This is a genomic window from Brevibacillus laterosporus LMG 15441, assembly GCF_000219535.2.
GTDB classification, from domain to species: domain Bacteria; phylum Bacillota; class Bacilli; order Brevibacillales; family Brevibacillaceae; genus Brevibacillus_B; species Brevibacillus_B halotolerans.
Genome location: NZ_CP007806.1, coordinates 1158086 through 1172630, shown reverse-complemented (window position 1 = coordinate 1172630; position 14545 = coordinate 1158086). Strand labels below are relative to the sequence as shown.

Here is a 14545-nt window from a genome sequence, read left to right as displayed (position 1 = left end):
TCGTCATTTGATAGAGAATGTCTCCTACTTCTTCATAAAGCGTCCCGCTATCTTGCCGACAATATCTTTTACAAGCGGTTCGCGCAAAATAAACAACACTGTAAAGTAAATGACTGTAGACACGGTACCGCCTACCAGTAAATCGAGAAGCCTACCCGATTCCAGCAGCAGAACTCGGAGAATGAATGCAACAACAGACATGACTGCGCAGGCAATCAAAACCTTTGCTACTGTCAAAAGGAAGTCCCAGGTAAGAAGCTGACCAATGGAGCGCCAGAGTAACAAAAACAATAGGATGGACTGCACCATTGCGGATACAGAAGCACTTAATGCTACACCGCCGTGCTCTAAAAGCGGGGTGAACAATTTGGCAGTCAACACGTAAACTCCGATGCCTATCACACCCACAATCACGGGTGTACGGGTGTTTTCTAAGGCATAAAACGCACGTGTAATCAAATCGCGGGCCGCTAGGAAATAAAGACCCATGCCATAGAAAATAAGACCAAAGGCAGTCCAAGATAATGCTTCTTCATTAAAAGCACCCGATTGGCGAACAAATAGAAGACTAATCAAATTTTCGCCATATAAAATGAAGCCAATTGTCACTGGAAACAACAAAATCAATAAATAAGACAACCCTTTTTCCAGTGTAGCTTTCATTAAATGCATTTCTTTACGCTTTACGTAATTGGCTAGCAGTGGAAACAATGGTAATGTAAAAGCCCCAACAAAGATAGCCATTGGTAGCTGAGCAATCTGATTAGCATAAGAAAGTGCCGCAACCTTTCCATCTCCAAGCCCCGTAGTTAATCCACGTTCCAGAAAGGTGGTGGTTTGCGAGATAACGGAACCAATGAGGATTGGCACAACCCGTTCACCCATGCTTCGCAATTCAGCATCCTGACGATATTGCAAGTTAAACCGTTGACTATAGCCATATTTACGCATGGCTGGCCACATCACGACTAAAGCAGCTACATAACCAAGAGTGGTAGCTATTGATAAACCATCTACTCCAACAATTGGTACTAAAGCAACCATGGCAAGGATAACAATAACACTGTTCGCTACCGTACCTAATGTAGATGTAAAAAAATGATGATGTGCATTTAAGACGCTTGCCCATAATCCAGCTAGACCAATAAAGAAAACAGACGGCCACATCAACTGTAATTGCCGGATGGTAAGTGCCGCTTTCTCACCGCTTACTCCATACATCAGAGCAATCTGAGGAGAAAGGAAATAACCGGCCACAGTCAGAGCAAAAAAGCTAAAGGTTATGAGCGCAAGCATTTTATGGTAGAGAACAGAAGCCTTCTGTGTCTGATTCTCTTCTAGTATTCCTCGCATAGTGGGGATCATCACTGCATTGATCGCTCCTGGAATGATCATGAACAAGGTCATGGGAATCGTTAGGGCAAGAAAGTAGGCATCCGCCTCCATTCCTGTTCCATACAAATGTGAAACATAGAGTGTGCGAACAAAGCCTAGCAAGCGTCCTATCAATGTTATTACTACTATCATGGATGCAGTTTTTAGTAAATTCACAGCTTGTAATCTCCTAATTCTTGCGCGCTACTTATCTGTTAGTTAACAACGCTAGATTTCTTTTCCTTGCTACCCTATCTTATGATTCATTATAATGGTAGGGTCGAACATATGTGTAGGGGGACTTCGCTTGAAAACGAATCTAAAAAAGTTGGTTATGAATCCTACCAACTGGATTTACTTATTACTCACCTATCCTATCATTGATTACGCAATGCGTAAATTTATCCCGATTGGATTTATTGTTTCTTTGTGGGATGAAGGCGTACTTACTGTCCTCCTTCTGTTTACCTTTATTGCGTATGCAAAAGGCCACCGTACCATGCCTGGCATTAAGCATGCGTTCCTTGCCTTTTTGATATTTGGCCTGGGACTTATGTTTATGGATATGACTAATTTTAATGCTAGCGTAGAAGGTTTTCGAGCTATATTCCAATATATGGTTGCATTATTAATCGGCTTCTATCTCATTGAGTCGAAAGAACAAATGCAGAGTTTCTTGAAAGCCTTCACCTTAGTTGGTCTATTCGTAGCCTTGATTGGCGTAATGCAGGTTGTGCTTGGGGTGGAAGTAAACAGCTCCTGGACAGGAGAAAACGAATCAATGAAGAGACGTGCATTCTCCATTGTTACAAGCCCGAACGTATTGGGTAGCTACATGATCCTTACCATCCCAATTGCAGTCGGCCTATTTTTGCAAGGGATAACGAAAAAGCAAAAGCTTCTTTGGGGGCTGACATCCCTGATCATGCTGGTTTGTCTTATTGCAACAGGCTCGCGCGGAGCTTGGTTCGCTCTCTTAGCTGTATTAGTTATTGGCTCTGTTTTTGTGAACCGGAAAGTTTTCTTATCCATTGTAGCTGTAGCCATAATTGGCGGTGTTGTTTTATTGGCTGTACCAGAGACAACTCCTGTCATCGGTAAGGTACAAAACCGCATTACTACTCTGTTTACAGAGGACTATTGGGAAAAGAGTAGCCAAAGCGGTCGCGTCGCGCGTTGGACGAATGCTTACCACCGGATGCGACTAGAACCATTATTTGGCGCTGGCCCTGGTCATTGGGGCGGAGCCGTGGGTTCCCGTTATTTTGGAACCATCTATACTGACAGCTATATGTTTAAAACGTTGGCTGAAACAGGGATCATTGGCTTGACTCTATTGGTTTCCATGATGCTTGCCATTGTTAAATATGCGGCTCAGGCGACCCTGCGCTGGAAAAACACGCCGTATTTCTATACTGGCTTAGGGTTATTCTGCGGTTTTCTGGCAGTGTTCTTCCATAATTTTGTGGAAAACATCTTTGAAGTGCCGTTTATGTCTACCTTCTTCTGGCTCTTAGGCGGAATGGTAGCGGCGTTAGCCACTCTTGACTTCCGGTACGCCAACCGCAAAATTGGCTCCAGATCTTAAACGAGAAAAAGGTGAATTGTATGCGACAGCTGTTTAGGCTGCAAACCTTATACTGGGCAGTTTATGCCTTTGCCCTGTTTATCGCTTATAACTTGGTGGTCAAGGTCGCTTTTATTGATCTGTCATGGATTGCACTCGTGATCTTTGTGCCACTGCTTATTGGGACGTACTTCCTTATTCATAAGAAGGAACGGCGTCAGGTGATTATTTTTACCATTGGTTTTTTGCTGTTAGACAAAGCATTGACCACATTAGATGATCGTATCATGGTCAAATATGTAATAGGCGCGATTGGAGCGATTATTGCCATTGCTTTACTGGTTAAGTTTTACGGGAAAGTGAAATGGAACGCTGTTTTTGCACTTGTTGCAGTAGCTTGCTTGACTAATTTCACCTATGCGCGTGATAATCTGGCAGCGATTAATCATTTTGTATTAAAAGCAGAGACAGACCGTCTGTATAAAGGGGAATGGGTCGACTACTTCCCAATCACCCTGTATGACATTGACGGTGATGGAACAAAGGAAATTCTAACATTTGGTAACGCAGATGAAGTTGCAGATGTAGAAGAAGATAAAATTCCAGAAACACCGGAAGAAAAAAAGGCAACTGCCGAAAAGCTTCTCTATTTAAAAGATGAGCCTCTTTCGCTTTATGTTTTAAAATGGAAAGACGGCAAGCTTGTACGGTTAAAGCAAGATCAGTTTACGCCACAGCAGTGGAAAAATGCTTTGGCACAAATGCCGACGGACTACCCTGGTTTCCCATACTACGCACAAACGGAGAAGCAATTAGTTCCTACCGTACAGCGTCAAAGCTACACAGAAGCAATGATGCAGTCCGGTACAGCGCCATTCCGTGCCTTATTGCTCGATCTGGCACAGGTGGATAAAAAGCTGACTGACCAAGATGGTTATACGTATAAAACCAATCAATTTAATAAGCTAACCAAATTCCATGACGTGGAAATTAAAAATGGATTTTTAACTGGCTCCTATGGTCAAATCTCCTTCCAGTACAAGACTCGTGGTACCAAGATTTTAGACACGATGCGCCTTCCTGATGGACAAGAAGGACTTCTGGTATTGGACGAAGACCTAGCTGTTATTACCGTTAAACCTGATGCGACTGTGGAAGAAAGCTACCGCTTAAATCGCAAATCCCTCAAGGGTGGACTTGCAATGAGCGATATTATGGTAGCGGACATCGACCATGATAATAAGGACGAGCTGTTGATTGGCGGCGTTCCTTCGTATATCCTACGCCCAACCGCGGACGGTAAATGGGAGATGCTATTTGCAAGCAGCGAAAAAGATACAAGCTTCCGCTTAACCAATTATGCAAGCATTGGTAAAAACGAACATGCAGAGCTGATTGCCCAAGCAAAAAGCTGGGTGAGTAGCTTTGATCGTCGTTATCTCTCCGGCTTTGACTATACACAGGATGGTCTGAAGCAGAATTGGAAGATTTATTTACCATTAATTAAAATGCAAGTTGGAGACATTGACGGAGATCAGGAGAACGAGCTGGTTGCTACGATGTACGATAATCATCGTATTCTAGTATTCAAACGCCATCAGATCCCTGTCTTCCCAATTGCTGTTGGCATCACCATAGCACTGTTTGCTTTTGGTATCGTGAGGAGGGTTCGTTATGCTTCAAAATAAGGGAAAATGGTTGCTGGCGAGCATAACTGCGCTCACTCTCCTCTCCGGTTGTACGTATGAATCTGCTCCAAAGGAGTTCGTAAAGCTTGAAGATACTGCTCCTGCCGGCATTACCCCTGCTGAAAATCCTGCTGCCGTTTTGCGTGCTGCTTTGGAAAAGGGGAAATCTTCCTTTGAGATGATGAAAAATGGTGTCAAAACAGAGGTCGATCCTAGTAAATACTGGTTTAGCGGCTACGTGAAAAATCGGATGATGTCACGTGAGACCACAAGTATGTTTGATGGTATCGTGGAAGGCCCAGATGCTTATCAGGTGACTGGTCGCATCGCTCGTCAGGAATTTGTTTACTACCGTAAGGGTGACGAACGCTATATTTTCAAAGGCGGCAATTGGATAACTGCACGAGAGGAACCACTTCCTGTTGATGTATTTCGTGGTTATGAAGCCTGGTTACCTTTCTTAGACAAAGCAGTGCAGATGCCTGATGAAAAGGTGATTAGCACAGAGACTATTCCGTATCAGATCAAAATTACGGGTAAGGAATGGGTAGAGAAGGCTGATAGCGATCTTTTTGCGGCCTTTAAGGAGCAATTACAGGATCGTCCTGATATCAATGAGATTCTGGCTAACACCACCATTAAGATGACTGTGGGTATTGGAAAGGACGATGGATTGATTCATAGCTATCAAACCTGGATCATCCTGCCGATCCCAGGTGGTGGCTACATGGATCAGGAGGTTAAGTTCACTTTCTTTAAATATGGGGAAAACATTAAAATGAAAGATCCAGAAGAAGTGAAGAAATATTTACTTGATTAATTTATAAGATCAGCATTACAAATAAAAAACTCTCTATTGCTTGTCAGTTACTGACCGATAGAGAGTTTTTTGTATTTGTACTGATCCATTACAAAAAGCGTGCGAGTGTGTGACACTCCAACACGCTTTTGCTGTTCGTTTATTGTTGCACAGGACCTGCTTTCTTAGCTTCCCTAGTACCGTCTACTAGCTCATTCATAACCTGTGCTAGCTGGCCTGCTTGTTCACGGCGTTCGTACAGCTTAACACGATCATAGAAGCTCTCATCGCGTTGCGGACTAGCCCCGTTCTCCTTTTGCTGTTTCCAATTCTGATACAGATGTAGATACGCTCGCTTCATCGCTTCCTTATCAGTGGGATTGGCTACCTCCCCTAAACCAAAGCGTTGGATGATCTCCGTCGCCTCACCTGGCATATTTAACGCTAAAATAGGCTTACCAACCCCCATGTATTCATAAAGCTTACCAGGGATATAGGCTCCTGCATCAGGAGTCACGTCTCCGATCATCAATAGAGCATCTGCACCGCTCATCAGGCCTAGTGCTTCTTTATGAGGTAGATTGCCTAGCACTCTGACTACTTTCTGCAAACCAAGCTGCTCTACGCAATCTCGATTTTCTGTATAGCCCGGATAGTCAAAGACCCCTGCAAATGAAAGGCATATCTCCTGTTGATCAACTAGACCTTCATCAATCAGTTCCTTGATCGCACCCAGCAATAATCGTGGATTGCGTTTCTGATATAAAATACCTGCATAAGCGGCATGAAACCGATCGGGTGCCATATGTGCAGGAGTCAGCTTTGCAAAATCGGCTTTGTCAAAGCCATTATAAATGAGCTCCAATCGGTTTGCGGTAGCTGGATATTTCGTTTGGAAATTTTCAGCAAATGTAGCCGTCACTGTTGTAATAACATCAGCTTGCTTCATGACCTTTGCTTCCATTCGCTCTTCCAGACGCTCACGCCAAGCAATGCCTGATCGATGCATATTTTGAGTCCAAGGATCTCGGAAGTCTGCAATCCATTTACAGCCGAACTCTGCTGCTAGCTTACGAGCGACAAGATGGTTTGTTACGGGACCAGATGTAGAGAAGATCACATCAATGCGGTGCTTGCGCATGATCTCACGCCCCACCTTCAATGCCTCAGGATACCACAATATTTGATCATCCGGGATAAGCAGGTACGGCTTTATTTTTTTGGCTGTTTGAAATAATGTGCTCGTAAGCCGTGCCACCAAGGAAGGCTGAACGCTTCCCTCAGTCTGTTGTCTTGAAGCTAATGCGACATTTTCTGCTTTTGAGACAGCCATCTTGCTGTCGTCTTCCCCTTGTTCTTTTGCACGATCAGAATTCGAATCGGATACATTATTTCTTGCCGCAGGATTACTGGAGGCCTGCTTACCAGCAGCTTGCTTACCAGACGATGCTTGCGTATTGTTTGCTGGTTTACGGAATTTCGCAGTCAGCTCCTTTGCTCGATGGATGTGCACATCTGTAGGAACATCTGCCAGTAAAGTAGGATCAAGGGTAGCATGATAGCTCGGGTCCGCAGTAAGCACATGTACACCCCAGCCGAATTCCCCTAGATATTTAGCCATTTTAAGCGGACGTGGAACACCACCGCCTCCAATTGGTGGAAATATATACGAGAGTATTAATACATTATGTCGCTTGTCCATATCTATTTTCCTCATCCTTATTCACGTTTCTAACCCAATATTCACTTGCTAAAGCGAAAACAAGTCTATAAAAAAATGTCACGTTTACCATACCATAAGTACGGTCATATTGCGAATCACCGCTTCATCTGGTATATTTGAAATGGTCTGTTGGAAAGGTTCGGGTGGATTACATGACAAGCAAACTACGTGTCCTCCACGTAATCGGCGGTGGAGAATTTGGTGGAGCTGAACAGCATATTCTCAATCTGCTTACTTCTTTTTCTAAGAAGCAAGTAGAGGCAGCCGTCGTATGCTTTTACGATGCGTTATTTGCGAGAAAATTGCGTGAAGCTGGTATCAAAGTGACAACATTACATACATATGGACGCTTCGATTTCCGTATTTTGCAGGGATTAAAGCAGGAAATTATCGCTATGAATCCAGACATTGTGCATACGCACGGAGTTAAAGCTAACTTTTTGGGAAGATTGGCGACTCGTTCATTGGACTGCACAACATTTACCACAGTCCATAGTAATTTAAAATATGATTATGTGAGTCCACTAGCTTCTTTTGGCGCAACTCTTATGGAAAAACAAACACGTCGCTGGACGGATCACTTTATAACGGTAAGTAAGGCACTCCAAACCGTTTTAATAGAAGATGGCATCCCACAAGAAAAAACAAGTGTCATTTTTAATGGAATGGATATTACCCCGTTCCGTATCGAAAATAAAGCAGAAGTGCGTGCCACACTACGCGAAGAGTGGGAAATCCCCGCTGATGCTTTTGTATTTGGAAACGTCGGGCGTATCGTTCAAATCAAGGGACTTCCTTATTTACTTGAAGCTTTCGCTCAGGTGTTAGCTAGCACGCAAAACCATTCTAACCTTTATCTAGCCATAATCGGGGATGGTGTAGACCGCCCAGCTCTTGAAGATCAAGCACGTCAGCTTGGAATTGCTGAGCGAGTTCGCTTCGTTGGATTCCGTACCGATGTCCCTCGTTGTCTTCAAGCATTAGATATGTATGTGCACGCAGCGTTGTACGAAGGACTAGGTTATACGATCGCTGAAGGAATGGCTGCATCTCTACCTGTAATAGCTACAGATGTTGGAGGTGTAGGTGAATTTGTCATTTCAGAAGAAACGGGGCTGTTAGTTCCACCAGCTCAAGCGGGCGTTTTAGCACAGGCCATGCTCAGACTTTGGCAGGATCATGAGCTTCAGCTACGCTTGGTTAACAACAGCACTGAAATGATCGACCGTGAATTTACAATCGAGCAAATGGCGGAACAAACGATTCACCTTTACAAGCAAAAACGAAAGCCATAATCGACAAAAAATCGATCATGACATGAAATAACGTAAGCATCCATGCTTATCCCCATCATTCATTTGCAAAAACGACTTCTTCCCGTCCAGCTAAGGGAATAAAGTCGTTTTTTCTTTGTTTCATTATCTGAATCCTTGTACAATAGAAATGGAACTACATAGAAAGGTTGTGCGTAATCGTGAAAGTATTTATATCCTGCGATATGGAAGGAATCTCGGGCATTACCGATCCTACTTATATTAACCCCGAAACAGGCAGTAATTATCAAAGAGGCCGTGCTTATATGACTCACGATGTGAATGCTGTCATTGAAGGTGCCATAGCCGCTGGCGCTACTGAAATTTTGGTAGCAGATAGCCATGAAAATCTTAATAACATTCATTTGGAGGATTTGCATCCACAAGCTCGCCTGCTACGCGGAACCCCACGCGATCACTCTATGATGCATGGCCTAGATGAAACCTATGATGCCGTTTTTTTAATTGGCTACCACACCCGTCACGGCGTTCCAGGGGTTCTTAGCCATACGATGTCACGCGTAATTAAAAACATGTATATAAACGGTCAAGTTGTAGGCGAATTTGGCTTTAATGCCATCTATGCCGGTTTATACGGCGTACCAGTCTGCCTGGTATCTGGAGACAACCTCATCGCGGAGGAAGCTCTAGGGCTCATTCCTGACATCCAGACCGCTATCGTTAAATATGCAACATCTCGCACTTCCGCAATCTGCCTTTCGCTACAAGAAAGCCGTGAAATTCTGCAAGAGCAAGCAAGCCTAGCTTTACAGCGTTGTAAGGAAATAGTCCCGCTTACTACAGAGCTGCCACTTGAATTAAAAATAGAATTCTCTCATTACGGCCAAGCTGAAATGGCCGCAATTGTTCCAGAAACAGTAATCATTCCGAACACCACGGAAGTTACCTACTACGCAAAAAATCAGTCTGATATGTATAAAACCATGCGTGCGATGATGAACTTAGCTAGTTCAGTTCCTTTCTGTTAACATCGCTCTTTGCTCCTAGCTCCTAAAGATACAAAAACGTCCTGCCCCCTTCATCAGCTATGACTGGGACAGGACGTTTTTTATATGCTTTTCCTTGGCAAAACTTTATCTACATTCTAAATTCGCTTCACTTTCACTTGCTCATCAAGCGTACGCGGAATTCGGTTTTTTAAATCTAAGACCACAGGGGATGACGCCATTTTTCCAGTTACCGCAGCCCAATCAAGCCCAGTGAACTCTTGCTGCATCGCGGCTAGCACCAAAGCATCAGCTCCAGATACAGCACCTTCTAGGCTGTCTTTTTTATGAGCATATGGCGTATGGACAGCAGGATCGTAAGAGGTAACCTCTACCCCTTTCGCTAGCAATAGCTCAATAAAATCGTGCACAGGACTAATGCGATCATCATTGGAAAAATCCTTCATAGCTAAGCCAAACACAGCTACCTTGCTGTCAGCCAAACGTTTACCAACAGATTGTAGTGATTGCTCCAGCATGTCAACCAGCACAGAAGGAATGCCATCGTTAATTTTACGTGCAGTAGTCAAAAGCGGTAGGTCAACATGCAGCTCCTTTGCTTTTGGAGCCAAATAATAAAGGGCATTCGGCAAACAGTAACCACCTACACCAGGACCTGGCGTTAATAAATTGACGCGAGTATGGGTATTGGCAACCTTAATTAATTCAAAAACATCAATATCTGCTGCTTCCGCAAATCTTGCAAATTCTTGAACCATCGCAATATTAACGTCACGCTGAATGTTCTCAATAACCTTGGAAGCTTCTACTACACGAATATCTGTAATAGTAATCTCTGTCTCACTAATAAAGGAAAGCAATTCTTTACCTTTGGCAGCACTCGCTTCATTAATACCGCCTAATGCTAGAGGCATATGAATAAACTCCTCAAAAGCCCGTCCTTCTGCAATACGTTCAGAGCAATAGCTAAGATAGAACTCCTCGCCTGCCTTCATGCCGCTTGCTTCTTCAAGTATTGGCTTCACAACCTCTTCCGTTGTTCCAGGAATCACAGTACTGCGAATCATGACATGATCGCCCTTTTTGAGTTGGCTTCCTAATGTTAGAGCAGCACTTTTTAAATATTGCAACTCAGGGTCGCCATTTTTAACCGGGATACCTACTGTTACGATATAGTGGTCAACCTGTTGTTGTGCTTCCTCATAGGAAGTGGTGGCATGAAAACGACCTGCCTCCACCTGTTCTTGTAAAATTTCTGGCAATGTCTTGCCTTTATATGCTTCCAGATGGTGAGATTTTCCTTCGTTTGTTTCCTTTACAAGCTGTTTGGAAACATCGATTCCGACTACCTTTGCACCTTTCATCGCGTAGGTTAGCGCAAGTGGCAAACCTACAAAACCAAGGCCTACAACCGCGACACGAATAGGATGTGTCATAATAATCTCCTCTTTCCTTTGTTTCTCCACGTATATATGCTACGTATGTAGTAACTACGATAGATAGTAAATTCCTAACCCCAGAAAAACAAGGCCGCAAATAAACAACGCTTTGTACAGTTTATCCAAATTGCTGCCCCCTCACTATGAGAGATTCTTTCTACCCTTCTCAAAGCCATATTATACCCTGCCTAACGTAAAAAGGACAGCCATTCACAAAAATTGCCGTCCTGATCACGCTTTGAATTAATTTCATGAATTCTTACATGTAAAGTCTTACCAGCAAGAATTACACCTACACCACCAAGCTAGCTCCGATGATGTATGAAAAACCGATGGATAGAAACATGGAAATCAGCCCGATTGCGCGGTTATCTCGCTCGATTTCATGATCGATTTTTAGACTTGGCGTCATGAATTCAAAGATAAAGTAGGCAAGTAACATCAATAAAAATCCGTAGCTAGCATGTAAAAGGGATGCCCCTAGCTTCTCATGCTGCTGAATGGAAAACCTGAAAATATTGGCAATCCCAAATATCTTCCCACCTGTTGCCATGGCTACAGCAAGATTTCCCTTTTTTAATTCGATCCAGACCCGATACTTTGTAACCAATTCAAAAATAGAGATAAACAGGATCATTGCAAGACCTGTCACAGCAAAATAGGTAGCTGTGGCCAGATACGTATTTTGAAATAAGATCGCCATAAAAGGCTCTCCTCCCCGCTATTTCAATTCTACAATGGTAGCGCCCACGCCGCCTTCACCTTGGCCACCTAAGCGGAACGATTTCACACTGCGATGACGGCGCAAAAATTCATGAACACCTTTGCGCAAAACTCCTGTACCATTCCCATGAATAATGGATACCTTGTGGAAACCTGACAATACCGCATCATCCAGATAACGATCTATTTCTTGAATACTATCCTCTACATTGTAACCGCGTAGATCCAGATCTAATTTAACGCTATTAGCTTCTCTCTTAATGGTCGTGTACTGTACCGGTTTCTTCGGCTGTACTGATTCCTTCACCACATGCATATCATCTTTTTTGACTTTCATTTTAATGATGCCAAGCTGAACTAAATATTCAGTGCTAGATACCTTATCCAAAACGGTTCCCTTTTGTCCAAAGCTATCTACCATCACCTCGTCACCAATCTTGATTTGAGTGGCGCGAACTGCTTTGGCTGGTTTTTTCACCTTTTCTTTTTCCAGCTCCAGCACTGCATTTCCTAACCGCTTTTTAGCATCAATGAGACGGTGTTCTTTAAAATCAACGCCTTCTTTGCGCATCTGACGCAACTCACGAATAATTACTTCCGCTTCCTCACTGGCTAGTTGCACGGCGACACGCGCTTCTTCCTCCGCTTTTTCTAGCAAGCGATTTTTTGCCTCAGCGAAATGACGACGCTCCTCTTCTAATTGCTGACGTAACTCTTCTGCTTGCTTGCGAATATTTTCAGCGTCTTCACGTTCTTTTTCTGCCGTTTTCTTATTAGATTCCAGAGAGGCAATCATTTTCTCAACCTGATTTTCCTCTTTAGACACAGAGCGGCGAGCTTTATCGATGATTTGCTCATTTAGACCAAGACGTGATGCAATCGCAAATGCATTCGAACGCCCTGGAACCCCAACCAGTAATCGGTAGGTTGGACGTAGCGTCTGTACATCGAACTCTACACTGGCATTCACTACCTCTGGAGTATCATATGCATAGGCTTTTAACTCACTATAATGCGTTGTAGCTACTAGCCTAGCCCCTTTGGCTAACACATGATCCAAAATGGACATTGCAAGCGCTGCGCCCTCCGTAGGGTCTGTTCCTGCTCCTAATTCGTCAAACAGCACAAGGCTTTTTTCATCCATTTGATCTAATATGCGGATGATGTTAGTTAAATGACTAGAAAATGTAGATAAACTCTGCTCAATGGACTGCTCATCGCCTATGTCTGCAAAAATAGATGAGAAGACTGCCATCTCGGTTTCTTCTTGTGCTGGTATATGAAGACCTGCCATTGTCATTAAGGACAATAAGCCCAATGTTTTGATGGATACAGTCTTACCCCCAGTATTGGGACCTGTGACTACAATACCTGTATACCCTTTACCCAATTCTACATCTAGAGGAACGACTACCTTTGGATCAATCAGCGGATGACGTCCCTTTTTAAGCAAAATATAGCCTTCTTCATTTAATTTTGGACTAATGGCTTTCATGCTGTATGCTAACTGCGCCTTTGCAAAAATAAAATCAAGCTCAGCTAACACGGAAAGATTCTCCAATAACATCTCCACATGATCTGCTACTAGTACGGTTAACGTATAAAGAATGCGTTCCACTTCATGTTCTTCTTTTAATCTAGCCTCGCGCAGCTTGTTGTTCATCGACACAATCACTTCAGGTTCAATGAATAATGTAGCCCCTGATGCAGATTGATCGTGTACAATACCGCCAAAATGCGAACGATACTCCTGTTTAACTGGAATAACAAAACGATCTCCACGTATGGTGACAATGTTTTCCATCAGCATTTTTTGTGTAGATGAGGAACGAGTCATTTGGTCAAGTTTTTCGCGAATCCGTGCTTCAGAGCTTCTAATCTCCTGACGAATCTGACGCAATTCAAGACTGGCGCTATCGACTACTTCACCGTTATCATCAATACAGCGTTTTATTTCCGTTTCTAGGTCGCGAAGACCTTCAATTCTATCTACCAGGCTTTGCAAAATGGATAGCTCATGCTCCTCGGAAATATCAGTAATAAACTGTTTAAGACGACGTCCCGCATGCAAAGTAGTAGCAATATCAAGAAGTTCCAGAGGTGCTAAGATCGAGTTCAACCGAGCACGCTGGATTGGCCCACGGATATTGCGAATACCGCCCAAAGGCACGCTTCCTTTAACACGTAATACCGTGCTTGCTTCCTCTGTTTGTCTTTGTGCATGACGAACAGCATCTATATGATTAAAAGGCTCAAGTGACTCAGCCAGTTCTCGTCCGAGCTCTGATGTGGTTTTCTCCATCAGCATGGCGATGATTTTGTTAAATTCCAGCGTTCGTAAAATCCTTCGCTCCACGTATGCTGCCCCCTTCTTATCTAATCATTTTATTATACCATGTCGTGCTATTAAATTTACAAAAAACCATTTCATGAAAAATCCAATTCTATTTGGATAGGTTGCCCATTGAAATAATTACATGCTATTTGTTGTACATACTTTATTTCCTAGTAAGCCAAAATGAAAACGTACACCTATCCTACTACAAGGAGGACTCGTTAATGAGTTTTATGCGTCACGTTATTCGCTTTATCGTTGCTGCAATTGTTCTGATGTTCGTTGGCTTCCTGGTACCGGGCTTTGCCGTAAATGGTTTCTGGACTGCCTTGCTTGCAGCAGTTGTTATTGCCCTTATTGGTTGGGGTGTCGAAAGCATTTTTGGTGATAAAATCTCTCCCTATAATCGTGGGATTGTCGGTTTCATCGTAAGTGCTATCGTCATTTACCTAACACAATTTTTGGTACCGGGTTTCCGCGTTACTGTGCTTGGCGCCTTGCTTGCTGCTTTGGTCATCGGTATTATTGACTTGTTTATCCCAATTAAAAATAAGATGGATATGCGCAACGGTGACTAATGAAGCCTACTGTAAAGCAATACCTGCTTGGAAAACAA

At 43.3% G+C, this 14545-nt stretch carries 11 protein-coding genes; 6 read left to right on the top strand and 5 right to left on the bottom strand.

Features of this window, described 5'->3' with window-relative positions; genetic code table 11:
* Positions 1–24: 24 nt before the first annotated feature.
* The gene (gene murJ / locus BRLA_RS05500; protein ID WP_003335000.1) at positions 25–1551 is read right to left on the bottom strand and encodes a murein biosynthesis integral membrane protein MurJ; all 1527 of its coding nucleotides are present in this window, start codon (positions 1549–1551) and stop codon (positions 25–27) included.
* A 130-nt stretch (positions 1552–1681) separates the two neighbouring features.
* Here murJ and BRLA_RS05495 point away from each other — a divergent pair, with 130 nt between their 5' ends.
* From BRLA_RS05495 to BRLA_RS05485, 3 genes are read left to right on the top strand one after another with little or no spacing between them, the layout of a single operon-like run.
* Positions 1682–2962: an O-antigen ligase family protein gene (locus tag BRLA_RS05495; protein ID WP_022584118.1), complete on the top strand. Its 1281-nt coding sequence runs from the start codon at positions 1682–1684 to the stop codon at positions 2960–2962.
* 20 nt (positions 2963–2982) lie between these two features.
* Positions 2983–4629 (top strand): hypothetical protein, encoded by a 1647-nt coding sequence (locus BRLA_RS05490; RefSeq protein ID WP_003335002.1) that lies wholly within the window; start codon positions 2983–2985, stop codon positions 4627–4629.
* Positions 4616–5449 carry a hypothetical protein gene (locus BRLA_RS05485; RefSeq protein ID WP_003335003.1) on the top strand — a complete coding sequence of 278 codons (834 nt, stop codon included), beginning with the start codon at positions 4616–4618 and terminating at the stop codon, positions 5447–5449. The genes BRLA_RS05490 and BRLA_RS05485 overlap by 14 nt, the downstream gene beginning before the upstream one ends.
* Before the next feature lie 139 nt (positions 5450–5588).
* Here the strand turns inward: BRLA_RS05485 and BRLA_RS05480 are convergent, their stop codons facing one another.
* Positions 5589–7130, bottom strand: a complete 1542-nt coding sequence (locus tag BRLA_RS05480; RefSeq protein WP_003335004.1) for a glycosyltransferase family 4 protein — start codon at positions 7128–7130, stop codon at positions 5589–5591.
* Between the two features lie 173 nt (positions 7131–7303).
* Between BRLA_RS05480 and BRLA_RS05475 the strand changes: the two genes are divergently transcribed.
* Together BRLA_RS05475 and BRLA_RS05470 are read left to right on the top strand one after the other, a co-directional pair.
* Entirely contained in the window at positions 7304–8446 is a 1143-nt protein-coding gene (locus tag BRLA_RS05475; RefSeq protein ID WP_003335005.1) for a glycosyltransferase, read from the top strand.
* Positions 8447–8625: 179 nt separating this feature from the next.
* The gene (locus BRLA_RS05470) at positions 8626–9453 is read left to right on the top strand and encodes a M55 family metallopeptidase (RefSeq protein ID WP_003335006.1); all 828 of its coding nucleotides are present in this window, start codon (positions 8626–8628) and stop codon (positions 9451–9453) included.
* 116 nt (positions 9454–9569) lie between these two features.
* Here the strand turns inward: BRLA_RS05470 and BRLA_RS05465 are convergent, their stop codons facing one another.
* From BRLA_RS05465 to BRLA_RS05455, 3 genes are all read right to left on the bottom strand, one after another.
* Positions 9570–10868, bottom strand: coding sequence for a nucleotide sugar dehydrogenase (locus BRLA_RS05465; protein ID WP_003335007.1), 1299 nt, complete (start codon positions 10866–10868; stop codon positions 9570–9572).
* 295 nt (positions 10869–11163) lie between these two features.
* A complete protein-coding gene (locus tag BRLA_RS05460; protein ID WP_003335008.1) occupies positions 11164–11574 on the bottom strand; it encodes a DUF350 domain-containing protein in 411 nt (136 codons plus the stop codon).
* A gap of 18 nt (positions 11575–11592) precedes the next feature.
* A complete protein-coding gene (locus tag BRLA_RS05455) occupies positions 11593–13950 on the bottom strand; it encodes an endonuclease MutS2 (RefSeq protein ID WP_003335010.1) in 2358 nt (785 codons plus the stop codon).
* A 203-nt stretch (positions 13951–14153) separates the two neighbouring features.
* On the opposite strand from BRLA_RS05455, the gene BRLA_RS05450 reads away from it, so the two are divergent.
* Positions 14154–14507, top strand: a complete 354-nt coding sequence (locus tag BRLA_RS05450; protein ID WP_003335011.1) for a phage holin family protein — start codon at positions 14154–14156, stop codon at positions 14505–14507.
* Positions 14508–14545: the final 38 nt, after the last annotated feature.

Coding starts and splice junctions, on each gene's coding strand:
- BRLA_RS05465 (WP_003335007.1), bottom strand. CDS start 10,868: ATGACACATCCTATTCGTGTCGCGGTTGTAGGCCTTGGTTTTGTAGGT.
- BRLA_RS05475 (WP_003335005.1), top strand. CDS start 7,304: ATGACAAGCAAACTACGTGTCCTCCACGTAATCGGCGGTGGAGAATTT.
- BRLA_RS05490 (WP_003335002.1), top strand. CDS start 2,983: ATGCGACAGCTGTTTAGGCTGCAAACCTTATACTGGGCAGTTTATGCC.
- BRLA_RS05460 (WP_003335008.1), bottom strand. CDS start 11,574: ATGGCGATCTTATTTCAAAATACGTATCTGGCCACAGCTACCTATTTT.
- BRLA_RS05450 (WP_003335011.1), top strand. CDS start 14,154: ATGAGTTTTATGCGTCACGTTATTCGCTTTATCGTTGCTGCAATTGTT.
- BRLA_RS05480 (WP_003335004.1), bottom strand. CDS start 7,130: ATGGACAAGCGACATAATGTATTAATACTCTCGTATATATTTCCACCA.
- BRLA_RS05485 (WP_003335003.1), top strand. CDS start 4,616: ATGCTTCAAAATAAGGGAAAATGGTTGCTGGCGAGCATAACTGCGCTC.